This window comes from Chryseobacterium sp. KCF3-3, from assembly GCF_045865955.1.
Classification (GTDB): Bacteria; Bacteroidota; Bacteroidia; order Flavobacteriales; family Weeksellaceae; genus Chryseobacterium.
The window spans coordinates 1,880,263-1,902,646 of the sequence record NZ_AP035792.1; the positions used below are offsets into that span (position 1 = coordinate 1,880,263).

Sequence of the window (22,384 nt, forward strand, 5' to 3'; positions counted from 1 at the left end):
AAAAATAGGTTATCAGATTAAATATCCAGCAACCTTCTGTGATAATTTATCTGTCCCAAATGATAATCCAGATGGGCAACCAGATGAATAAGGAAGTAATCCGTGGTCATTTTGTTTTCAAAGACAACCAAAGGATATTCTTTTTTAAGATCTTCTTCAGATAATTGTGGCAGAACAGAATCTATCATCGCTATGGTGGCTTCAACTTTTTCAATAAGTTCAGCTCTTGGAACATCTTTTAATGAAAACTCCAGCTCACGATGCCTTACGTAACCCGTATTTCCAAGCTGTGCTCCTACAAAATGATTGATATTTCCCACCAGATGAAGGGTCAGATTACCCGCAGAATTGGCAATGTTTTTATCAATCTTCCAAAGGTTTTCTTCTTTCTGATAGGCTTCTATCTCTGTTTTTAATTTATTTAAATCTCTGTTGAAAAGAGATCTTAGGCTTTCTGTGATCATATCAATTTTACTGTATTTTAGTTTTAAAGTATCCTCTGAAGTGTTTAAAAACCAGGCTGTCAATGCTGCATTTGTAATCTATAAAACCATAAATGCTATCATTTTTGTTAAATTTATTGGTGTTTAGAGTCAGTTTCTGTTCCAAAACTTTTGATTTTATGAACTTTTTCTCTGTTTTTAAAGTTTTAGGATCAATATCTTTTATATAAAATTGGTTGTTGAATACTTTTACCAAAACCCCGTTTCCAAAATAGCCATTATGATTGTTCAGCAGAATATTTAAAGTATCATTTTGATATTGAGCCTTACATTTATAGTCATTAAAAATAAAAGATCCTTTAAGAAGACCATCATAATAAAATGCTTTCTGGACAATATAAGCTGTTCTTGTTCGGCTTTCAACAATTTCACTGTTATACAGCTTCAGCTCCGGATATTTCGTGAGAAGCTGAATGGTGTCATAATTGGGTAAATCTTTATTAACAGAGAATTTTTCAAAATTCTGCTCCTTTTGACAGCTTAATAACACCAATAAAATACTGGTAAAAAATAAAAATAGTCTCACAAAGAAACTATTTTTGTTTTTTAGCCCAAAGCTCCATCTTTCTGTTCAGAACGTCCAAAGGAAGACATCCCTGGCTCAATACTTCATCATGGAAACTTGCCAGATTGAATTTGCTTCCAAGTTCTTTCTGATATTTTTCTCTCAGCTCACGGATTCTTAAAGACCCTATTTTGTAGCCTAATGCCTGTCCCGGCATTGCCATATATCTTTCTACTTCTGCAGTGGCAGATCCCTCGTCATAAGAAATATTGCTTAGGAAATACTTGATCGCCTCTTCTCTTGACATTTTTCCGGTATGAAGTCCAGTATCTACAACAAGTCTTACCGCTCTCAGCATCTGATCGCTCAGGTAACCCATTTTCTGATAAGGATCTGTGTATAAACCAAACTCAGGACCTAGTGTTTCACAATAATGAGCCCATCCTTCACCGTATGCTCCAAACCAACCGAATCTCATAAACTTAGGAAGCTTTGTGTTTTCCTGCTGAAGAGAAACCTGATAGTGATGCCCTGGGATTGCCTCATGAAGGAAAAGAGACTCCATTCCTGAAGTAACATTGAATTTTGTAGGATCAGGAAGCGGAACATAAAATATTCCTGCTCTTTTTCCATCCGGAGTTCCCGGCATATATTCTGCGCTGGCGCTTGCCTCTCTGAATTTCTCCGTCTGTCTGATCTCAAACTTTGTTTTTGGCGTTACATTAAACATTGTTTTCAGCTTCGGAGTGATTTTCGTTAAGATTCCGTTGAATGCATTTAAAACCTCTTTAGATGTTTTATAAGTCATTGCCTTTGGATCCGTTTTTACAAAAGTGATAAACTCTTCAAGAGTTCCTGTAAAACCTACCTGTTGTTTCACTTTTTCCATTTCTGCACGAAGCATAGCTACTTGCTGAAGTCCGATCTTATTAATTTCTTCAGGAGATTTCTTAGTGGTTGTCCAGCTTTTTACATAATAATTGTAGATCTCATTTCCGTTAGGAAGGCTGTTGTATCCGTCTGTATCCCTTGCTTTAGGAAGGTACTCTTTTTCTAAAAATGTTCCCATTTTAGTATAAGCCGGGATGATTTTTTTCGTAATAGCATCTTTATAAAGTGCAGAAAATTTCTCTTTCTGTGCCTCTGTGAAGTTTTTAGGGAAATTTTTAATAGGTCCGTAGAAAATATTTTTTTCCATATCAGACGTTGTAATTTCTTCAGCCTTCATTTGAGGAATCATCTTGACAACCAGTTTTTTAGGAAGCACAACCTTATTGTTGATTCCCTCACGGAAGTTGTCTGCTGCTGCATTCATCCACTCCGGGAATTTTTCCATTCTTTTCAGCCAGTCGCTGTAGTCTTTTTCTGTTTTAAAAGGTTGATTGCCCTGTCCGCTTCCATACAATGGGAACGTTAGCGGAAGTCCTCCAAATTGAGTAAAAGGAATATATTCCGGATGGTAAGCATAGGCCTCAGTTTTATCTTTTAAAGTATAATCCAAAACATCATACACCACTTTATCTTCATCAGAAAGGGTTTTATAATCTACATGTTCCAGTTGTTTTTGCACAGAATTGTAGAAAGCAATTTCTCCTGAGATAAAATCTTTATCAATATTGATAGGAAGCTGGTCGTTATATCTTGTATCTCCTTGTGCGGTAGCATCTAAAGGATATAGTTTAAGATACTGCTCATAATAGTTGGAAGCGATAGAATCCAGGTTGCTTGGAGTCACCTTTGTAAGGGGAGAATCCGATTTTTTGCAGGAAGCAAGCCCAATCACCAACCCTAATCCTAGAATACTTTTTGATAAAATGTTTTTCATTTTCAGAATCTTTATGAAAACAAAAATAAGTATTATTGGGAGATTCAGACTTATTGTTTGCATTGATTTTAAAAAATTATTTTCAAAATCCTTTTAACTTTGAATCAATTTTTTATCTTTGTCTAAAACGTTTAACAATCATATTATTACAGTTCTTTTTTAAGAAAAAATGAAAGGGATTTTAAAAATTTACCATCCGGAGGAGACGCTAAAATACAATATCAGAAATACTTATTGTAAGGCAGTTTACAGCAACCAGCAACACTTTTTAGAGGTTGAAGTGATTACGGATGACAGTTTGGATCACGTAGATGATGATTCATTACAGTACAACTTTCCACAGCTTTCACTTGAAGTGTTCGATTTCCCTATCGAGTCAACGGAAATTGAAGGAAAAACAATCAAAATCAATGATTCTGATGAAGAAACTTATACAGAGGTAGATCTTTTCGATGACGAAGAGGCCTATATCTATGATAATGAGCTTCTTTTTGAAAGAAATGAAGAAGGGGAGCTTCAGGTCATCTGGAAAGGGACCATTGATGATTTCTATACCGGATCAGATACACCGATCCCTTTTAGATTAAAATGCGAATTTAAGCAAGATGATATTGAGGTAGGAGAAGACTAATATAGGCTTCTATCTTTTTCATACCAGATTTCTTTTCAAAATTATTTTTGGAAAGAAATTTGCTGTTTGTAAAATTGTAACAAAATTTAAGTTGTTTTTAAGCAATTTTTAAGAGTTCAATTCATAATATTCTCCTACATTTGTCGTTGAAATTTAATAAAATTTACATTTAATGCTGTTAACGGAACTTTCTCAGATTTTATTTGCACAAATCGCCACACCTGCAGTTGCTGCAGACAACTTAGAGTTCTCATTCTGGAAGATTATGTTCCATGGAGGAGCTTTCGCTAAAATAGTGATGGTCACTGTATTACTATTGGGAGTGTTTTCTCTATATCTGTTTTTTGAAAGGTTTTTCTTTATCAAAAGACTGACATCAAAAACAGATTCCAACTTCATGAACAATATCGAAGACTTCATCAAGGCGGGAAAAATAGAGGCAGCAGCAGATTACTGCAAAACCCAGAACTCTCCTGAAGGAAGAATTTTAGAAAAAGGAATTTCAAGATTAGGACGTCCTGTTTCTGATATTGTAAGTGCTATGGAATCCCAGGCACAGGTAGAGGTTGCCAATATGGAAAAAAACCTGAACCTTTTGGCTGTAGTACCGAGTATCGCACCCATGTTGGGACTTTTAGGTACAGTAATCGGGATGATTATTGCTTTCTTTAATCTTTCCCACGCAACAGGATCTTTCTCACCGAAAACACTTTCAGAAGGGATCTATACCGCTTTAGGACAGACCGCCGTAGGTTTGGCTGTAGCGATTCCTGCTAACTTCTGTTATAATATTCTATTGACAAGGATTGATAAATTTGTCCTGAAAGCTCAGAATATGTCAGGAGAATTTTTAGACCTTATCAACAAACCTTTATAAATCTTTCTTACGATGAAAATTCAAAGAAGAAATAAAGCAAATCCGGAATTCAGTTTAGCAGCGATGACAGACGTTATCCTGTTGATGCTGATTTTCTTTATGATCACCTCTTCAGCTGCCAATCAAAGCGCTATTGATGTGAATCTGCCGAAAGCCGGAGCCGTTGACGATAATATTCCGAATCCTGTGACGGTAAGCATCAAACCGGATGGCTCATTCTTTGTGGATGATAATCCTGTAAATAGAGGAGAACTGGAGAAAATTATTGTAGATAAATTAGCCAGCCAGCCCAATAAATCATTTACGATCAGAGCTGATGAAAACACATTGCACAAAGATGTTGTTTTTGTAATGGAAATTGCTGAGAAATATAAATTTAACATTGCCATTGCAACCGTTAAAGATAAATAACAGACCCGGATTTCCGGAAAGAATTACGTTTTAAGATGAAAAGCTATACAGCAAACAGAAACGAAGAAAATAAAGATAGAGTAAAGAGCGCACTGCTTTCTATTCTCATCTGGGCTGCTATTCTGCTTTTTGTTTTTTTGTATAAATTAAAACCTGAACTGGACAAAGATCCTGAAGTGGTTACTACCATGCTGGTGAACTTTGGAGACAACAGAAATGGAAAAGGAATTGAAGAACCTGCTGAACAGCCGGGAAGTCTTGCCGCAGCCACAGAAGAAGTAACTCCTGAGCCTGCAGAAACTCCTGTTCCGGAAACAAAAACAGTTATAAAACCAGAACCAGTTCCTACTCCGGAACCAAAGAAAACTGAGGTTAAGGAGAAGGTAATTACAGGAAATAATTCAAAAGCTACTGTTCCTAAAAAAGAGGAATCCAAAAAAGCTGAGAAAAAAGAAGCCACGAGCACAAGTGCTTCAAAAAATACTAAAAAATCAGGAGCCGCTACGGCTAACTCAAAAACAGGAAATGGAGACGGAAAAGGAACTGCAGCTATCGGAAACCTGATCAAAGGAAGAGGAACCAAAGCTGGAAGCCAGGGCACTGGTGAAGGCATTGGAAATGCAGGAGATCCTTTAGGAGGAGATGGAAACGGAGACAGTAAAGTAGGGATCGACAGAAAACTGGTGGGCTATATTCCCGGAACAATGGGAAGAGGAGGATCACAGCCTTCTCACAGCTGTACGGCAAGTGGATCAATTACCATTGCTTATACGGTAGATAAAGCAGGAAATGTGGTGTCTGCAAGAAGATCCGGAGGTGTTTCAGATCCTTGTGTAGCATCTACCTCTGTGAGCTGGGTTAAGAAATATGTAAAGGCAGAGAAAGCCAATACTTCTTCTACCGGAACTTATAAAATTACATTCTAAAAATACAAAAGCACTTTATTCAAGTGCTTTTTTTAATTCATTTATTCTGTTGATGACCGGAAGGGCAAAGATACCGCTGGTCTGAAGATAAAGCTCATAGAATGTCTTTGCTTTATCCTGAAAATCTTTGTTCTGATCATGTCTGCTGTTGAAATAGAAAAGATTTCCCAACATTTCATAATAATCTTTGTGATCTCTTTCCTGTCTTTCATTCACAATAGCAATCATTTCTTCCTTAGTTTTAGAAGCAACCTCTGTGAAGCTCATCTTAAAGATATCTCTCATCAACGTATCAAAATCCAGCTCTTTCTGCATTAAGCTTTCTTCAGGTTTATCCAGAATAAGTTTTTCCAATGCCTGGGTTAATTGACGGATGAGTCTTAGGGTAAATTCTTTATCTGTGATCATAATGGATTTAAAGTTTTAAGTTTAATGTTTAAAGTTAATAGCATCTGCTCAACCAGTAACGTTTAATTTAATTAAGCAAAGAATAAGTAAGCCAAAGCAATGGCTGTGATAACGCCTACCAAATCGGCCAGAAGCATAGCAATTACCGTATATCTTGTATTCTTAACGGCAACAGCGCCGAAGTATACTGCAATGACGTAGAACGTCGTATCTGAGCTTCCCTGAAGTACAGCGGCTAATTTTCCCTGAAAACTATCAGCCCCGAATGTGGTCATTGTATCCACCATCATTCCTCTGGCTCCGGAACCGGATAAAGGCTTGATTAACGCAGTCGGAAGTCCGTCTACAAATCTTGGATCCATATTGGCAACGTTGGCTACCCATTTCATCCCGTCAATAATTACATCAAATACACCGGAAGTTCTTAATAACGAAATCGCAATCAGCATTCCAACCAGATAAGGAATAATCTTAACACAGGTAGTGAAACCTTCTTTTGCGCCTTCAATAAAGGCATCAAAAACGTTGATCTTTTTATAAACGGCTCCTAATACAATTGCAAGGAAGATAAACAGAATTAAACCATTGCTTAGTACTTTACTGAAGTCATCCAGTTCATCTTTACTCAATTGCACCAGATATAATACCAATAAAGCAATAATTGCTGAAATTCCTCCTACATAAGCTATTACTACCGGACGAAGCAGATTGATTTTCTGATACAAAGAAACGATAATCATTGCCGCCAGCGTAGCTGCAAAAGTAGCAATCATACACGGCAGGAAAATATCTGTAGGGGTTTTGGATCCCATAGATGCTCTGATCGCAATAATGGAGACCGGAATCAAAGTCATACCTCCTGCGTGAAGACACAGAAACATGATCTGTGAGTTGCTTGCGGTATCTTTATTAGGATTTAAAGTCTGAAGACTTTCCATTGCTTTTAAACCAAAAGGAGTGGCTGCATTATCCAATCCAAGAAGATTGGCACTGAAGTTCATCAGCATATGTCCGAATGCAGGATGATTTTTCGGAATTTCAGGGAATAATCTGGAGAAAAATGGCTGAATCAAACGGCTTAGAAGATTGATTCCTCCTGCTTTTTCAGCAATACTCATGAATCCCATAAACAGGGTCATAATTCCGATAAGACCAAGACAGATCTTCACTGCAGTTTCTGAAGTTCCGATAACTCCATCGGCTTCCTGAACACGGTAAACGCTAACATTCTGTTTTAAAGAATCTGTTTTGTAATGAATTCTGCTGTCTGCAAAATCATTTTTTTTCATCAGGCTGTCTCTGACAACAGGAGAGAGGCTGTTCATAGGCTGAGAAGCAATCTTCACTGTATCACCTCCTTTTCCCACTACCATATCATTGAAAATGGTTTTGTAGTTACCTGACGAAACGTATTTTATACTGGCAATGGCAATGGCAATGATAATGAAAGCCGACCAAATTCTGCTGAGAACCATCTGATTGATTTAATTGTTTAAACTTATCAAAAATACTTTAAACCACAAAAATAACTAAAGTCTTTTGTTATTCCGGTATGAAAGAGAGCTAATGATGGTTTGGCAGTTTTATATTATTTTAACGCAGTGTTCGCAAAGTTCCTAAATAATGGGAAAAATGATTTTTCTCGTTCGCAAAGGCGTTAGCACTAAGCAAAGAGAACTTCAATTATGGAACATTGTTGAATGAAATGCCCTTGCGGACGAGAACATGCATAAAGTTTTTAAATTTTCCTTGCGATCTTTAGCGTTTAAAATAAATAATTTACTCTTCCAGATAAACAAGATGTCCTTCAAAATCATCATCCAGATTTTTCAGAACTTTAGCATCATCCATTTTTTTGACCAGTGCGTCTACAAAGAAGCTTTTCTCAAAAAACTGGCGGTGAATTCCGGGTAAAATTTCCATGAAATAATCCATTCCGATTTTGTTGTTATGGAGATCCATTTTAGTTTCTAAAGGCTCATTGGGGAAGAGTTCTTCATGCATGTCTGTTATTCTCTTGCAGAAATCCAGTGCTTTTTTAGGGGAAGAGATTTTGCAGCAGTACATCATAATGAAGCAGCACCACAGGGCATGTCTGAAAGCATTTCCAATTCCGTTATTGGAGGCTGTTGCAGGGAATTTTTTCTGTGCAATGGTAAATGCCTTTACCGTAGCATGAAAACTTAATAAAGCGAAAAGAGGATGGGGAAGGACAAGTGATAAAAGACGGATAATCTTTTTAAAACTCATGCTTCTGATGGTATTGAAAAATATCTTAAAAGTCCTCATAAATAAAAATCTCTCCCTAATTAGAGAGAGATTGTATTGTTTTTGTTACAGATACTATGCTTTTACAGCTAATAAATTAACTGTTTTGGCAACAGTATCCTGAATTTCAGTTCTTTTTACGATGAAATCTACAAATCCTTTTTCCTGTAAGAATTCTGATGTCTGGAATCCTTCCGGTAAGTCTCTACCGATTGTTTCACGGATTACTCTTGGTCCTGCGAAACCGATCAGTGCTCCCGGTTCTGCCATAATGATATCAGCAGTCATTGCAAAAGAAGCTGTGATTCCACCGAATGTAGGGTCACAAAGATAAGCGATGTATAAAAGTCCAGCTTCAGAAAGCTGAGCTAATTTAGCCTGAACTTTTGCCAGCTGCATCAAAGAGTAAGTAGCTTCCTGCATTCTTGCTCCTCCGGACTGACAGATAATCATATACGGAAGTTTGTGTGCGATACAGTAATCTATTGCTCTTCTGATCTTTTCTCCCATTACAGAACCTAAAGATCCACCGATGAAAGCAAAGTCCATACAAGAAACGACCATTTCAGTTCCTTTTACAGTTCCTACAGCGTTTCGGATAGAATCTGTAAGCTTAGTTTTAGCTTTTACTTCTTTCAAACGGTCTTTGTAAGGCTTTGTATCTTTGAAGTTTAAGATATCAATACTTTCAACATTAGCATCCAGTTCGGTAAATTTACCACCGTCAAAAAGGATGTCAAAAAATTCTGCACTTCCTATTCTCACATGAAATCCATCTTCAGGAGAAACATAGTTATTTCTCTTTAGTTCATCATGTTCCACTACTTTTCCGGATGGAGTCTGATGCCAAAGACCTTTGGGAACGTCCTTTTTCTCATCAGTAGAAGTGGTAATGTTTTTTGCTTTTCTTTTAAACCAGTCGAATGCCATTTTTGTTTGTATTAATGTATAAATGTAAAATGTACCAATGTAAATGTATTTCTATGAATACTTTTTACATTGATACAAATGTACAGTTCTTATTTTAAAGTATTTACGTTATTTAAATCTTCAAATGCTTTCACCAATCTTGTAGAGAATGTTTCTTCACCTTTTCTTACCCAAACTCTTGGGTCATAGAATTTCTTGTTAGGTTTTTCTTCTCCTTCAGGGTTTCCGATTTGAGCTCTTAAATATTCAATATTGTTAACCATATAGTCTCTCACACCTTCTGTGTAAGCAAACTGAAGGTCAGTGTCGATGTTCATTTTGATTACTCCATAGTCGATAGCTTCTCTGATCTCTTCTAAAGTAGATCCTGAACCTCCATGGAATACAAAGTTGATAGGTTTTGCAGCTGTTCCGAATTTTTCCTGAACATATTTCTGAGAATTGTCAAGGATTTTCGGTGTAAGAACTACGTTACCTGGTTTGTAAACTCCGTGTACGTTACCGAAAGCAGCAGCGATAGTGAAGTTATCAGAAATCGCTTTTAATTTTTCATAAGTATAAGCGATATCTTCAGGTTGAGTATATAATTTAGAGTTGTCAACATCTGAGTTGTCTACACCATCTTCTTCACCACCAGTTACTCCGATTTCTACTTCCAGAGTCATCTGAAGCTTAGCCATTCTTTCGAAATACTGAGCTGAAATTTCAAGGTTTTCTTCTAAAGATTCTTCAGAAAGGTCCAGCATGTGAGAAGAGTAAAGAGATTTTCCTGTCTGCTTGAAGAATTCTTCGTTAGCATCCATTAGTCCGTCAATCCAAGGAAGTAATTTCTTTGCACAGTGGTCTGTGTGTAGAATTACCGTTGCTCCGTAAGCTTCAGCAAGAGTATGAATATGTTTTGCTCCAGCGATAGATCCAAGGATAGCAGCTCTTTGTCCGTCATTGTTTAATCCTTTTCCTGCGTTGAATGCAGCTCCACCATTAGAAAACTGGATAATTACAGGAGAGTTCAATTTCGCTGCAGTTTCCATTACAGCATTGACGTTGCTTGATCCAATTACGTTTACTGCAGGTAATGCAAATTTGTTTTCTTTAGCATACTGAAAGATATCAGTAACTAACTGACCTGTGGCAACTCCTGCCGGAAAAATTCTGCTCATGTTTTACTTTTTATTATAAATTTATTAGGTGTTTTAATTTCGTGTAAAGGTAATCATTTTTAAGAAATTACTAGTTTCTTTTATCTCGGCCCCAAAGGAGCTTCTGACGGATGGTTTCGTAAAAACTCAAACCGTTGGGCTGTACCAGAAGAAGCTGGAATTTTGCCTTTTTGATAATGATTTCCTTATCCGTTTCTATGTGTATCAGTCGGGAATCTAAGGAAAGAGAGTATTGAGGTACACGGCTTTCCACCCTGAATTTTATTTCTACTTTGTCATTCACTACTAAAGGTCTCACATTCAGATTGTGAGGAGCGATCGGAGTAATGACAAAATTTTCGTTGTTGGGAGAAATGATTGGTCCGCCACAGCTCAGAGAGTAAGCGGTAGAACCGGTAGGTGTTGAAATAATGACACCATCACCCCAGAATACATTCAGAAACTCATCATTGATATAAGAATCCACAGTAATCATCGATGTCGTTTCTTTTCGGGAAACGGTAACGTCGTTTAGTGCATAAGGGAAAGCTCCTTCCAGTTTGGGAGAAACGACCTCAATTACTGAACGGCGGCTTGTTTTTACATCTCCCTTTAAAATGGAATCCAGTTCTTTAAAGGCTTCTTCTTTTGTGAAAAAGGCTAAAAACCCAAGTCTTCCTGTATTAACTCCTACCACCGGAATTTCAAGATCCTCAATAAAGGTTAAAGAATTTACAATGGTTCCGTCTCCACCAAAAGTGAAAAACAAATCTACCTGTTTATCAAGAAGATCCTGTTTGGAGTTGAAGGTTTCGAATATTTTTGAAAACTGAAGTGCTTCAGCCATTTCATCATACAGAACAGATTTTACACCTCTTGCTTCAAGTTCAGAGATAAACTTGCTTAAATATAAAAAAGTATCAAGATCTTTTTTCTGAGAATATATGGCTGCCTTCATGTTATATTTCTATGAATTTTTGTAAAAAACCATAACGGTCTTTAAACAGATCGGATTTCTCATCAGAATAGTATTTTTCCACAATTCTGTAGTCGTACCGGTCAAATGTAGCATCTATCGAGGCCAGGTTTTCATTACTGATCTTTATTGTGACTTGGACCACCTCCTCAGACATAAAGCTTATAAATCCTCCGTAAAACTTCGAATTGTTGCTTTCTACAATATTGGTAATTTCCGTCATTGAATATTTTCTGGCCGGAGTTTCTACGGTAAGAATAGCTCCTGTTTCTGAAAATAAAGGATAACGGGAAAGGTCCTGAAAAACATCTTCACAGGTAATATAGCCCAGATATTTTTCATTTTTATTAATCACCGGAATCACATTGGAGCTGAAAGTATAAAACAGACGGATGCTGTCCATCACATTGTTGTCCTCCAGAATTGCAAACCGTTCAATCTGGTGTTCCAGGTCCTTCAGTGTTCCCCCATCTTCTTCATACAGAAAATCCATGGCAATGGCTCCGAAGAAGTGATGAGATTTTTTGATGAAAATATGGGAATATCCGAAGTCTTCCAACAGGTTTCTGGCCGACTCTATGGAGTCAGACAGGCTAAAACATGGAAAGTCTTTTGAGATATAGTCCTTGATAAACATTGTGCTAATTTATAAAAAATTAAACGAAACTTTTTCTGAAAAGCCGACTTTTTTTAAGATGAAACAAAAAAAATGCCGTCAAAATTTGTTTGTAAAAAAAAATAAAGTACCTTTGTCGCCTTTCATTTTTACTTTTTATTAGATTTATTTCAAACTGCACTGTCTACTAAGGACATATGCAGTTTTTTTATTTTAATGCTTTTGCAAATTCCCACATCACAATTCCGGCGCACACACTTACATTAAGAGAATGCTTGGTTCCAAGCTGTGGAATTTCTAAAAACACATCAATATTCGGAAGTACTTCATCGCTGATTCCTTCCACTTCGTTTCCTAAAATTAAAGCATATTTTTTCGATCTGTCAATGGTGAAATCAGTAATAAGCTGACTTCCTGTAGTCTGCTCAATCCCGATGATTTCGTATCCTTTGCTTTTCAAATCAGCAATAGCACTATTTGTTTCTGCTTCATGAGACCAGTCTACACTTTCCGTTGCCCCCAATGCCGCTTTATGGATCTCACGGTGAGGTGGTTGCGGTGTAATTCCACAAAGGATTATTTTTTCAATTAAGAAGGCATCTGCCGTTCTGAAAGCTGCACCTACGTTGTGCATACTTCTGATATTATCTAAAATGATGACCAACGGAATTTTTTCAACCTTCTTAAATGTTTCTACATCTATTCTGTTTAGTTCTTCCAGTTTTAGTTTCTGTACCAATTGTATTATTTTGTTGAGATTAATTTTCCGTCTTGATAGACCTCTGTTTTTTCTATGCTTCCGTCTTCACGGTAATGAACTCTGTTGCCGTTTCTTTTATCGTTGGCAAGCTCCGTTTCACGCTGCAATTTTCCTGATGGATAAAACACTTTCCATTTTCCGGTGGCAAGCCCATTGTCGTATTGCCCAATGTCTTTTATAGACTTTCCGTCTTCATGGAAGGTTTTGCTTTCTCCCTGTAATTTATTGAATTTATAATTAGAAATTTCAACTATTTTACCGGCAGGAGAATAGAACGTTGCAGTAAGACTGTTGTCATAAATGTTCTTTTCTCCGTTTCTGAAAGCTTCTTTGGAAGTCAGCACTCCGGTCTTATCGAAATAGGACCATTCTTTTACTTTGTATCCTTTTTTATATTCTCCTTTTGACTGTACTTTTCCGTTATCGTGATAAAAAACAGCATCACCATCCAGTTTCCCTTTCTTCCATTCTACCATATTTTTTACCTGACCATTGTCATAGAATTCTTTGCAGGATCCTTCCTGTAGCCCGTCCTTATATCCACAAGGTTTCTGTGCTGTGATCAGAACAGAAGTGGAAAAAAACAATAGAAATAGGTGCTTCATAGCTATTTTTATTTCAAAAATAGTAAAATACTTATATTTGACTCAAAAATATACTATGAAAAAATTACTCACATTATTTATACTGACATGGGGATTTATGTATTTGGGTGCGCAGAACACGTATTATCCACAAGCTTTCTTCGATAAAAAATTAGCCAGAGAGATGCTTGGATTCGGAAATTCTACCATTGAAGGAGTGGCTTCTACCAAACAAAAGACAGCCCTTGGAATAAAGCCTCTTCTGGGAGAAAAACATTATGCTAAAGAAGGAACTGTAGTGATGCTTTTTCCGGTGACGCCTTATTTTGAGGAATTTTATGATATGAGGAGGAAATATGAGAATAAAAAGACAACTGTCTATATGTCTGAGGAAGCCTTTAAATATAGAGTAGAGGCTTTAACAGATAATAGAGGAAGGTTTAAATTTGAAAAACTGAAACCCGGGAAATACTATCTTGAAACGATCGTGAATTTCACAGCTTCAGCAAGTTATCAGCAGCAAACCGGGACTTCAAATGCTTATAACGGATATGGAGCCTATTTGTATTCCACACCCATATACAGTACGTTTTTCTACGGATATTCTGCTGCCAACAGGGAAAGCAAATTTGTAGAAATAAAACAGGATGGTGAACTTAAAGAAATCAAGCTTTAGAAGCTTGATTTTTTATTTTCTGTTCATAATCTGATGTACATTCTTCTCGATATTCTGAGCTAAAGTCTCCATTGGAATATCATTTTCATCGTTATTGAACGGATCTTCAATTTCTTCTGCAATAAGTTCAAGACTCATCAAGACATAATATACAAAGACTGTAAGCGGAATCATGAAAAGACCTATCGTAATCACGTAGGCAATAGGAAGCGCAAAAACATACAGAATAATAAATTTCTTGATGAAAGAAGAGTAGGAATAAGGAATTGGAGTGTTTTTGATTCTTTCACAACCTCCACATACATCCAGAAATCCGGAAAGCTGAGTGTCTAAGTACAGCATTTCAACTTCTGAAATTTTACCTTCTTTTTTTAACTGGTTCAATTTATGACTCAGCAGAATCACTATTTCGCTTGGTCCATGATTTTTTAAAGAGCTTTCAATTTCAGAATAATCTTCATCCAAAGCCAGTCTTGTAGATTCCTTGGAAAGGTGTTTGGCTAAAAAGTGAGGAAAGTATTTTAAATACCTTGCTATCTGCTCAGCATCCTGGCGGTTATCACCAAGAATAGTATTGATTTTTATGGCAAAGTTTCTGGTATCATTGACCAGTTTTCCCCAAAGTTTTCTGCCTTCCCACCATCTGTCATAAGCAGTATTGGTTCTGAAAACCAGCAAAAGAGAAAGTACAAAACCCAGCAGAGAATGGATCATACCAACATTGCTCACTCCTGATTTTGTGGTAAGGTGCAAATATTCAACTTCGAGATACTGAATTCCCCAGGAATATAATCCTACAAGAATCATACTTGGGAAAAGAATTTTTAAAGTATCACTTTTGTGTAAACTGAAAAGGATTTTAATGAAATGTTTGGTATTGTAGACTCTCATAAACTCGCTTATTACTACAAATATAATTTTTTCATCTGAGCTCTGCTAATAAAGTAAGGAAGTCTGAAGCTGGGAGCGGGAAGTTATTGAAACTGAAGAAGAGCTCTAAGTTTTCCATAAAAATCTTTTTATAGAGTGATGTATAGACGTTTGCAAGACAATGTACATCCCTAACTAGAGTTGACCGTATTGTTATTTAATATCTCATTGTTAAATATATTCAAAATAGGTTTATTAATGTTCATATTTTGTCTCCAATATTCTTCAAATTTTTCTGGAGACATTTTACCAATTGCATTATGCGGTCGTTTAGTGTTATAATGGTTGACCGCTTTTTTAATAAACCTTTTAAGCTGCTCAAAGTTCTTTGGATTCCAATATTGGATATAATCATTCTTTATGGTTCTATTGATGCGTTCTGCATAAGCGTTCTCCTGAGCAGAAGCCCCCATACTTATTGTACTGTTATGGGCTTTTAATAAATCAATATAATCCCTTGAAGTGTATTGACTTCCTCTATCTGAATGATGAACCTTTGGAGGCTGGTTATTTTTCAATGCCATTTTTAAAGCTTTCAAATTGGCTGAAGCACGCATATGATCTGATACACTAAAGCCTACAATTTTCTTGGTATAAACGTCTATAATAAATACGGCATAGTAGAACTTGTCTTCAATTGGAATATAAGTGAGATCCGATTGCCAGAGAGCAGAAGGAGATGATATTTTCATTCCTTTTATTACATTAGGAAAATAAATCTTTGAGGCAATTGTAGTTCTTTTATAATTTTTCTTGATGTTTAAACGATAACCCAACTGCATGAAAATCTCTATAAAATTATCTCTACCAATAAAGTTAGGTTTTAATGTATAGTACATTTTTTCAACTCCACAACCCGGATGTTCCCTTCTTAGTTCATCGGCATCCATGATCAATGCTGCCAGTTTTACATCAAATTCCTGTTGTCTTTTTACCTGTTGATGTACAGCCTGTTTACTCACGCCAATGGACCGATAAAACATATTCATGGAATAGTTTACTTTTTCTTTGTTTGATCTAAACCATTGGATTGTGGAGTGGCGAAGTTTTTTTTGATGTCAATATGTAATTCGGTTTTAGCTAAATCTATCATCTTCTCCAAATAATCTATTTTGATCTGCTTTTGCCCCACACTGCGTTCTAACTCACGGATACGATCCTCTAAGTCTTTAACTTTTTGTGTACTGCTTATTTTCATTTCAATAACTCTTTGTCCTGGTTCGTTAAAGGTAGAAAATTTATAAATCCAATTATAAATGCTGCTATTACTAATTCCATAAAGTTTTTCCAGCTGAAGAGTACTGTAGGTGCCTTTTTCAAAGAGAGAAACTATTTCACGTTTAAATTCTTCAGAATAAATCCTATTCTTTTTAATAAGTCTGATGTTTACTTTCATAATAAATTGATCTTTTTTTAGTCAACTTATTTCAGGGACGTACACAAATCTTAACTTCCAGCATCCCTCTTCCAGCTTCCAGCCATTTTAATCTTAATTTTCTCAGGTTTCAAAAAAACACTATTTTTAGTTCGCATTAAATACAAAATACATGATCCTCGAAAACGTAGATATTGTAAATGATATCAGCAAAGAAGATTTTCAGAAAAATTATTTTAAAAAGCAAAAACCTCTTTTGATTAAGAATTTTGCCAGTAGATGGGACGCTTTTGATAAATGGAATCTTGCCTATATCAAAGAAAAAGCAGGAGATCAGGAAGTTCCGTTGTATGATAACAAACCGGCTGATGCTGCGAAAAGTTCTGATGCCCCGGTTACCCATATGAAAATGAAGGACTATATTGATACCATCAAAAACAAGCCTTCTGATCTGCGAATCTTTTTCTATATCATCACAGACAGACTTCCCGAGCTGCTGAAAAACTTTACCTATCCGGATCTTGGAATAAAGTTCTTTAAAAGACTTCCGACTTTATTCTTCGGTGGAAGTGAAGCTCATGTTTTAATGCATTATGATGTGGATCTGGGGGATTTTATGCACATCCATTTTGAAGGAAAGAAAAGAATTTTATTATTTGATCAGAAACAGTCTCCGTTTTTATATAAAGTACCTTTGTCTGTTCACACCGTTTACGATGTCGACTACGAAAATCCGGATTACGAAAAGTTTCCGGCGCTGAAATATGCCAAAGGATACGAAATTTTCATGGAGCATGGCGATGCGCTCTTTATTCCAGGAGCTTTCTGGCACTTCAACAGATATCTGGAACCCGGTTTTTCGCTTTCACTGAGGGCTCTTCCCAATAAACCCAATGTCTTTGCCAGTATGTTATATCATGTCTTCATTATGAGGTATACGGATAAACTGATGCGAAAAATTTTCAAAGCAAAATGGGTGAATTATAAGCAAAAATGGGCCTACAAGAAAAGTTCCGAGGCTTTGGAAAAGTACACGAGAACAGGAAAATAACGAGGAAAGGGAGATGGAAGCTGGAGGAGGGAAGTCTCATTACAGCTCAGTACTAATAGACTACATTTTATTTAGAGGGTGATCATTATTTAAACCACCAATAGAAACCTCCATCATCCATCTTCGTGCTTCCAGCTTATTTATTAATCAGTCCGAAGATTGTTGCATCTACGAATTTTCCTTTTTCAAAAAAATAATCTTTCAATGTTCCTTCTTTGCTGAAATTTAAAGAAGTCAACAGTCTTTCAGAAGAAATATTGGAAGGATCTATGAAAGCATCCACACGGTGAAGCCTCATTGTTTCAAATCCATAGGTTAAAATAGGAAGAATGGCTTCTTTCATATAGGATTGTTGCCAGAATTTGGGATTGAGCTCATAGCCGACTTCTGCTCTGAAATGTTCCCTGTACCAGTTGTGATAGCCACAGGTACCAATGACTTTTCCATCGGATTTCAGTTCCAGAGCCCATCTGAAGCCTTTGCCTTTTTCGAATTCACTATTGAAGTGCTGGATAATACGTCGGGAGTCGTCTTCCGTCTTGAAGGTATCCAGATCATAATATTCCATAACTTCATCTAAAGAAAAATATTCAAAAAGATCTTGGGTATCATTAAAAGTAAGCTGACGCAAAATAAGCCTTTCAGTCTCTAAAACAGGAAATTCCATGAATAATGTGATTTGATGGCTGAAAAATACGATTAATTACTGATAAAGAAAAGTATAGAAGATTAACCCCTAAACAATTCTCTTACCCTGAATTTATTTTTTTAAATTTGGGGCTCATTTTTTACTATGGCAAAAGCAGCGAAGAAAGAAACCCCGTTAATGACGCAGTACAATACCATCAAGGCAAAATATCCTGATGCGCTATTATTGTTCAGGGTTGGGGATTTTTATGAAACTTTTGGGCAGGATGCTGTCAGAACTTCTCAGATTCTGGGTATTGTGCTTACCAAAAGAGCCAATGGTGAGGGGCATATAGAACTTGCTGGGTTTCCACATCATTCTGTAGATTCTTATCTTCCAAAATTGGTAAGAGCGGGAATGAGGGTGGCAATCTGTGATCAGCTGGAAGATCCGAAAATGGTGAAAGGGATCGTAAAACGTGGTGTTACTGAGTTGGTTACGCCTGGGGTTACCTTCAATGATCAGGTTTTGAATTCCAAAAAGAATAACTTCCTTCTTTCATTGCATAAAGAAAAAGAGAAATACGGAATTGCCTTAGTGGATATTTCTACCGGAGAGTTTCTGGTAAGTGAAGGAAATCTGGAAAAGATTTTGCACATTGTGAATACCTTTGATCCCAGTGAGATTATTTTCCAGAGAAGTACACAGATTCCGGAACAGATCAAAAATAAGAATGCCTTTAAGCTTGAAGACTGGGCTTTTCAATATAATTTTGCCTACGAAAAATTAACGAATCACTTTAAAACCAATTCATTAAAAGGTTTTGGAGTAGAAAGCCTTCCGTTGGCGATTACAGCGGCAGGAGCTATTTTTGCGTATCTGGTAGAAGATACGCATCATAATCTGCTTGCTCATATTACAAAGCTTCAGATCATTCCTCAGGAAGATTATCTGATGATGGATAATTTTACCCTGAGAAACCTGGAAATTGTTTATCCAAGCAATCCACAGGGGAAATCACTGTTGGATATCATTGATAAAACGTCTACTCCGATGGGAGGAAGGCTTTTGAGAAGGAGAATTATTCTTCCTTTAAAGTCTGTGGATGAGATCATGAGAAGACTATCTCTGATTGATTTCTTAAACGAAAATGATGCACTGAAATATGAAATCTGCCAGCTTCTGAAATCCATTTCTGATCTTGACCGATTAATGGGAAAACTGGCTGCAGAGAAAATTTCACCTAAAGAACTGGGATATTTACGTCAGAGTTTAATTAATATTCATAAAATCAAAGCTTTATTGCATCCTCATGCAGATGTACTGGCGTGGCTAGAGCCATTGTTTGACCTTGAAGAACTGATTAAATTCCTGCAGAACCATCTTAATGAAGAGCTTCCGGTAAATATTGCCAAAGGAAATATCATTAAAGAAGGGGTTTCTGAAGAGCTGGACAGACTGAGAAATCTTCAGAGCAAAGGACGCGGTTTCCTGGATGAAATGTGCCAGAGAGAAATTGAAAGAACAGGGATTACCAGCCTTAAGATTGATTTTAACAACGTTTTCGGATACTATATTGAAGTCCGCAATACGCATAAAGATAAAGTTCCGGATGACTGGGTAAGAAAGCAGACCTTAGTAAATGCAGAAAGGTATATTACCGAAGAACTGAAGGAATACGAAAACCAGATCCTTGGTGCCGAAGAAAAAATAGGCGTCCTGGAAACATCTCTCTACAGAAATGTCTGTACTGAAACAATGGTTTATATAGATCAGATTCAGGGGAATTCCAATATCATTGCCCAACTTGATGTGGCTGCGGGATTATCTGAACTGGCTGTATCTGAAAGTTATACAAAGCCTGTCTTGAATGACGGCTATGCGATTGATTTAAAAGAAGCCAGACACCCGATTATTGAAAATGCGCTTCCCTTAGGAGAAAAATATATTCCGAATGATATCTTCCTGGATAAAGATTCCCAGCAGATTATCATGGTAACAGGACCGAACATGGCAGGTAAATCTGCAATTCTGCGGCAGACAGCCATTGTATGTCTTTTGGCTCAGATCGGAAGTTTTGTACCGGCAAAGCATGCTGAAATCGGATTGCTGGATAAAATCTTTACAAGGGTAGGAGCTACCGATAATATTTCTGCAGGAGAATCTACTTTCATGGTGGAAATGAATGAGGCAGCGAATATTTTGAACAATATTTCAGAACGAAGCCTGATCCTGCTAGATGAAATCGGGCGTGGAACTTCTACTTATGACGGGGTTTCTATTGCATGGGCCATTGCAGAATATCTTCATCAGCATCCAACGCAGGCGAAGACCTTATTTGCAACGCATTATCATGAACTGAATGAAATGACTGTCAATTTTGAAAGGGTGAAAAACTTCCATGTTTCTATCCAGGAAAACAAAGGGAATATTATTTTTCTGAGAAAACTGATTCCGGGCGGAAGCGAGCACAGTTTTGGTATCCACGTTGCAAAACTGGCCGGAATGCCTGCCAAAGTGGTCAACAGAGCGAATGAGATCCTTAAAACTCTTGAGGCAAGCAGAACGCAGGGAAATGGAAGTACTTCTGAGAGTATTAAAAGAGTGACAGAAGAAAATATGCAGCTTTCTTTCTTCCAGCTTGATGATCCTGTCCTGGAGAATATCCGCGAAGAACTGACGAAAATAGATATTAATACATTGACACCAATTGAAGCTTTAATGAAGCTGAACTCAATAAAAAAAATGATTGGAGGGTAATCCAATCATTTTTTTTTACTGTTATTTTGGGCTAGCAGCAGAATCCATCCTGCATCCCCGGAACGCCATATTGTTCTTCTCCGGTATGAGGATCTGTACAGCTTATTACTCTTGGGCATACAGGTCTGTTTGCTCCACCGCTGATCTCTTTCAGCTCAATTTTACTCAATTTTCTTTTCTGATTTTTTAAATTTTTCATAATAATTTTAATTTGGTAAAAGCTAATTTACAAGATATTTTATTATGTTCAAAATATTGTGAGTCAAATTGTTAACTTTTTTAGAAGAGAATCTATTTTATAAAAAAAGATTGAGGGGCTGCCTCAATCCTGATTTATCTAACAAGTTTCAATGTATTAACAGCAATAGCCATTTTTGTCACCAGCTCCAAGCTGCCATTCTTCAAATTCTCCTCTGCGGCAGAATCCGTCCCAGCATACTCTGCCACTTCCTGTAATTTCTTTTAACTCACTTTTTGTCAGTTTTCTTTTTTGAATGTTTGATTTTTTCATGATGATTTGATTTTGGTTATTGTTTTTAGTGTATTGGATTAGCAGCAAAATCCGGTGCTGTCTAAAGGTCCTACAGTATATTCATCATCTGTTCCTCTTACCCTGCAAAGACCTTCCCAGCATATCCCAGGTCCATTTCCTCCTGTGATATTTTTCAATGCTTTTTTAGTCAGTTTTTTCTGATTGCTTAATTTTTTCATGGTATTTTTAGTTTGATTCAACTCAAATATATAAAAATCATCTATATAATTCTATTACTTGTGAAAAAATTAACATATCTGCAAAAAAAAGAGCCTTAGTGGCTCTTTTGTATTATAAATGATTGTATTCGTAAGTATTAACGTCTGTGGAACCTGTAAATGTAGTCCCATTTTTATCATAATAGCTTCGGATTTCTTTGGTAGGATAACCGCTGGAATTATATTCGAAATTAGATTTAAATATGGTCATTCAGTTCCGGTTCCATTATTGTAACTGATGATGTGGTTATAGCTTAATGTATTGTGTGCAGATCCGCTTTCATCTTCATTATCAATCATCTTCATATAACCCGTTATATTTTTTAGAGGAGCATTTTTGGTATCATATACTACCGTTTTTAAGGTAGAGGTTCCGGTTTCAGTGGTATTATTCTGAGTTCTTGAAAGGATTAAAGCTGGTTTTATAACAAGCGCACGATTAGTTTACCATCATAGAACTGAGAAAATGTACATTTTTCTGAGCTGTTTTTTTCATAAAAAACGAAAATACTAGATATCAGCCTTCATTTTGGGAGAAATTGAAGGTTTTAGGAGTAATTTTTCATAAATTCCTGGAGTATAAGAAATTTTAATAGTAAAAAGATATCTGTAGTATTTTTTTCATCAAAAATAAAAATACTAAAATCTGCCTTCACTTAAAAGTGAAATATATAAAAAAGACCGGAGAAAACTCCAAAATACCTTTGTCGAAAATTCTTTAGTCTATCAAAAGAAATAAAAAAATTTCGGGACTCATAAAGGATTGAAAATCAATGATGATTTTAATGTTTTATTCATTCATAAAAAAAATATTAATGATAGTTTTTATTAAAATTCCAAAAAAATATATATTTA

At 36.4% G+C, this 22,384-nt stretch carries 27 protein-coding genes; 7 read left to right on the forward strand and 20 right to left on the reverse strand.

From position 1 onward, the window contains the following. Nucleotides 1-17: 17 nt before the first annotated feature. Genes ACKTTZ_RS08420 through ACKTTZ_RS08430 form a run of 3 tightly spaced genes read right to left on the reverse strand, consistent with a single transcriptional unit; the run spans nucleotide 18 to nucleotide 2,833 of the window. Nucleotides 18-464, reverse strand: coding sequence for a DinB family protein (locus ACKTTZ_RS08420; RefSeq protein ID WP_081906407.1), 447 nt, complete (start codon nucleotides 462-464; stop codon nucleotides 18-20). Nucleotides 465-471: 7 nt separating this feature from the next. Beyond that, on the reverse strand, nucleotides 472-1,029 hold the full coding sequence (locus tag ACKTTZ_RS08425) for a hypothetical protein (protein WP_407848329.1): 558 nt from the start codon (nucleotides 1,027-1,029) through the stop codon (nucleotides 472-474). A 7-nt stretch (nucleotides 1,030-1,036) separates the two neighbouring features. Next, complete coding sequence (locus ACKTTZ_RS08430; protein ID WP_407848331.1) at nucleotides 1,037-2,833, reverse strand: DUF885 domain-containing protein; 1,797 nt, start codon at nucleotides 2,831-2,833, stop codon at nucleotides 1,037-1,039. Between the two features lie 169 nt (nucleotides 2,834-3,002). On the opposite strand from ACKTTZ_RS08430, the gene ACKTTZ_RS08435 reads away from it, so the two are divergent. The 4 genes from ACKTTZ_RS08435 (at nucleotide 3,003) to ACKTTZ_RS08450 (ending at nucleotide 5,678) form a co-directional block, all read left to right on the forward strand. Then, nucleotides 3,003-3,464 (forward strand): hypothetical protein, encoded by a 462-nt coding sequence (locus ACKTTZ_RS08435; protein WP_253317815.1) that lies wholly within the window; start codon nucleotides 3,003-3,005, stop codon nucleotides 3,462-3,464. A 172-nt stretch (nucleotides 3,465-3,636) separates the two neighbouring features. Then, nucleotides 3,637-4,341, forward strand: coding sequence for a MotA/TolQ/ExbB proton channel family protein (locus tag ACKTTZ_RS08440; protein WP_047426580.1), 705 nt, complete (start codon nucleotides 3,637-3,639; stop codon nucleotides 4,339-4,341). Nucleotides 4,342-4,353: 12 nt separating this feature from the next. After that, complete coding sequence (locus ACKTTZ_RS08445) at nucleotides 4,354-4,752, forward strand: ExbD/TolR family protein (RefSeq protein WP_407848334.1); 399 nt, start codon at nucleotides 4,354-4,356, stop codon at nucleotides 4,750-4,752. Nucleotides 4,753-4,787: 35 nt separating this feature from the next. Beyond that, a complete protein-coding gene (locus ACKTTZ_RS08450) occupies nucleotides 4,788-5,678 on the forward strand; it encodes a hypothetical protein (RefSeq protein ID WP_034694174.1) in 891 nt (296 codons plus the stop codon). A 15-nt stretch (nucleotides 5,679-5,693) separates the two neighbouring features. Here the strand turns inward: ACKTTZ_RS08450 and ACKTTZ_RS08455 are convergent, their stop codons facing one another. The 9 genes from ACKTTZ_RS08455 to ACKTTZ_RS08495 all read right to left on the reverse strand — a co-directional run bounded on the left by ACKTTZ_RS08455 (nucleotide 5,694) and on the right by ACKTTZ_RS08495 (nucleotide 13,380). Further along, nucleotides 5,694-6,086, reverse strand: coding sequence for a hypothetical protein (locus ACKTTZ_RS08455; RefSeq protein WP_034694177.1), 393 nt, complete (start codon nucleotides 6,084-6,086; stop codon nucleotides 5,694-5,696). 71 nt (nucleotides 6,087-6,157) lie between these two features. Beyond that, the gene (locus tag ACKTTZ_RS08460; protein WP_253317813.1) at nucleotides 6,158-7,561 is read right to left on the reverse strand and encodes a nucleoside recognition domain-containing protein; all 1,404 of its coding nucleotides are present in this window, start codon (nucleotides 7,559-7,561) and stop codon (nucleotides 6,158-6,160) included. Between the two features lie 304 nt (nucleotides 7,562-7,865). Next, complete coding sequence (locus ACKTTZ_RS08465) at nucleotides 7,866-8,375, reverse strand: DUF6973 domain-containing protein (protein WP_034694182.1); 510 nt, start codon at nucleotides 8,373-8,375, stop codon at nucleotides 7,866-7,868. Between the two features lie 54 nt (nucleotides 8,376-8,429). Then, a complete protein-coding gene (gene accD, locus ACKTTZ_RS08470; RefSeq protein WP_047426596.1) occupies nucleotides 8,430-9,284 on the reverse strand; it encodes an acetyl-CoA carboxylase, carboxyltransferase subunit beta in 855 nt (284 codons plus the stop codon). An 89-nt stretch (nucleotides 9,285-9,373) separates the two neighbouring features. After that, on the reverse strand, nucleotides 9,374-10,444 hold the full coding sequence (gene fbaA / locus ACKTTZ_RS08475) for a class II fructose-bisphosphate aldolase (protein WP_034694186.1): 1,071 nt from the start codon (nucleotides 10,442-10,444) through the stop codon (nucleotides 9,374-9,376). 70 nt (nucleotides 10,445-10,514) lie between these two features. Next, entirely contained in the window at nucleotides 10,515-11,381 is an 867-nt protein-coding gene (locus tag ACKTTZ_RS08480; protein ID WP_034694189.1) for an NAD kinase, read from the reverse strand. 1 nt (nucleotide 11,382) lies between these two features. After that, a complete protein-coding gene (locus tag ACKTTZ_RS08485) occupies nucleotides 11,383-12,036 on the reverse strand; it encodes a CBS domain-containing protein (protein ID WP_034694191.1) in 654 nt (217 codons plus the stop codon). A 187-nt stretch (nucleotides 12,037-12,223) separates the two neighbouring features. After that, on the reverse strand, nucleotides 12,224-12,754 hold the full coding sequence (locus ACKTTZ_RS08490; RefSeq protein WP_034694193.1) for an RNA methyltransferase: 531 nt from the start codon (nucleotides 12,752-12,754) through the stop codon (nucleotides 12,224-12,226). 5 nt (nucleotides 12,755-12,759) lie between these two features. Beyond that, nucleotides 12,760-13,380: a toxin-antitoxin system YwqK family antitoxin gene (locus ACKTTZ_RS08495; RefSeq protein WP_407848339.1), complete on the reverse strand. Its 621-nt coding sequence runs from the start codon at nucleotides 13,378-13,380 to the stop codon at nucleotides 12,760-12,762. A 55-nt stretch (nucleotides 13,381-13,435) separates the two neighbouring features. Between ACKTTZ_RS08495 and ACKTTZ_RS08500 the strand changes: the two genes are divergently transcribed. Further along, a complete protein-coding gene (locus tag ACKTTZ_RS08500) occupies nucleotides 13,436-14,035 on the forward strand; it encodes a hypothetical protein (protein ID WP_253317812.1) in 600 nt (199 codons plus the stop codon). A gap of 12 nt (nucleotides 14,036-14,047) precedes the next feature. On the opposite strand, the gene ACKTTZ_RS08505 is transcribed toward ACKTTZ_RS08500, so the two are convergent. The 3 genes from ACKTTZ_RS08505 to ACKTTZ_RS08515 form a co-directional block, all read right to left on the reverse strand. Next, a complete protein-coding gene (locus ACKTTZ_RS08505) occupies nucleotides 14,048-14,926 on the reverse strand; it encodes a bestrophin family ion channel (protein WP_034694197.1) in 879 nt (292 codons plus the stop codon). Between the two features lie 170 nt (nucleotides 14,927-15,096). Continuing rightward, nucleotides 15,097-15,954: an IS3 family transposase gene (locus tag ACKTTZ_RS08510; protein ID WP_081906501.1), complete on the reverse strand. Its 858-nt coding sequence runs from the start codon at nucleotides 15,952-15,954 to the stop codon at nucleotides 15,097-15,099. Nucleotides 15,955-15,962: 8 nt separating this feature from the next. Then, complete coding sequence (locus ACKTTZ_RS08515; protein WP_034697610.1) at nucleotides 15,963-16,361, reverse strand: transposase; 399 nt, start codon at nucleotides 16,359-16,361, stop codon at nucleotides 15,963-15,965. A 151-nt stretch (nucleotides 16,362-16,512) separates the two neighbouring features. Between ACKTTZ_RS08515 and ACKTTZ_RS08520 the strand changes: the two genes are divergently transcribed. Continuing rightward, the gene (locus ACKTTZ_RS08520) at nucleotides 16,513-17,391 is read left to right on the forward strand and encodes a cupin-like domain-containing protein (RefSeq protein WP_034694199.1); all 879 of its coding nucleotides are present in this window, start codon (nucleotides 16,513-16,515) and stop codon (nucleotides 17,389-17,391) included. A gap of 136 nt (nucleotides 17,392-17,527) precedes the next feature. On the opposite strand, the gene ACKTTZ_RS08525 is transcribed toward ACKTTZ_RS08520, so the two are convergent. Beyond that, on the reverse strand, nucleotides 17,528-18,058 hold the full coding sequence (locus tag ACKTTZ_RS08525) for a GNAT family N-acetyltransferase (RefSeq protein WP_407848342.1): 531 nt from the start codon (nucleotides 18,056-18,058) through the stop codon (nucleotides 17,528-17,530). A 126-nt stretch (nucleotides 18,059-18,184) separates the two neighbouring features. Here ACKTTZ_RS08525 and mutS point away from each other — a divergent pair, with 126 nt between their 5' ends. Continuing rightward, the gene (mutS, locus tag ACKTTZ_RS08530; protein ID WP_407848344.1) at nucleotides 18,185-20,779 is read left to right on the forward strand and encodes a DNA mismatch repair protein MutS; all 2,595 of its coding nucleotides are present in this window, start codon (nucleotides 18,185-18,187) and stop codon (nucleotides 20,777-20,779) included. Nucleotides 20,780-20,810: 31 nt separating this feature from the next. Here mutS and ACKTTZ_RS08535 read toward each other — a convergent pair whose 3' ends face one another. The 4 genes from ACKTTZ_RS08535 to ACKTTZ_RS08550 all read right to left on the reverse strand — a co-directional run bounded on the left by ACKTTZ_RS08535 (nucleotide 20,811) and on the right by ACKTTZ_RS08550 (nucleotide 21,740). Next, nucleotides 20,811-20,978 (reverse strand): hypothetical protein, encoded by a 168-nt coding sequence (locus ACKTTZ_RS08535; protein WP_407848346.1) that lies wholly within the window; start codon nucleotides 20,976-20,978, stop codon nucleotides 20,811-20,813. Between the two features lie 156 nt (nucleotides 20,979-21,134). Then, nucleotides 21,135-21,290, reverse strand: coding sequence for a hypothetical protein (locus ACKTTZ_RS08540; protein ID WP_156106405.1), 156 nt, complete (start codon nucleotides 21,288-21,290; stop codon nucleotides 21,135-21,137). A gap of 38 nt (nucleotides 21,291-21,328) precedes the next feature. Further along, complete coding sequence (locus ACKTTZ_RS08545) at nucleotides 21,329-21,490, reverse strand: bacteriocin (RefSeq protein WP_156106406.1); 162 nt, start codon at nucleotides 21,488-21,490, stop codon at nucleotides 21,329-21,331. A gap of 112 nt (nucleotides 21,491-21,602) precedes the next feature. Further along, complete coding sequence (locus ACKTTZ_RS08550; RefSeq protein ID WP_156106407.1) at nucleotides 21,603-21,740, reverse strand: hypothetical protein; 138 nt, start codon at nucleotides 21,738-21,740, stop codon at nucleotides 21,603-21,605. Nucleotides 21,741-22,384 lie beyond the last annotated feature (644 nt).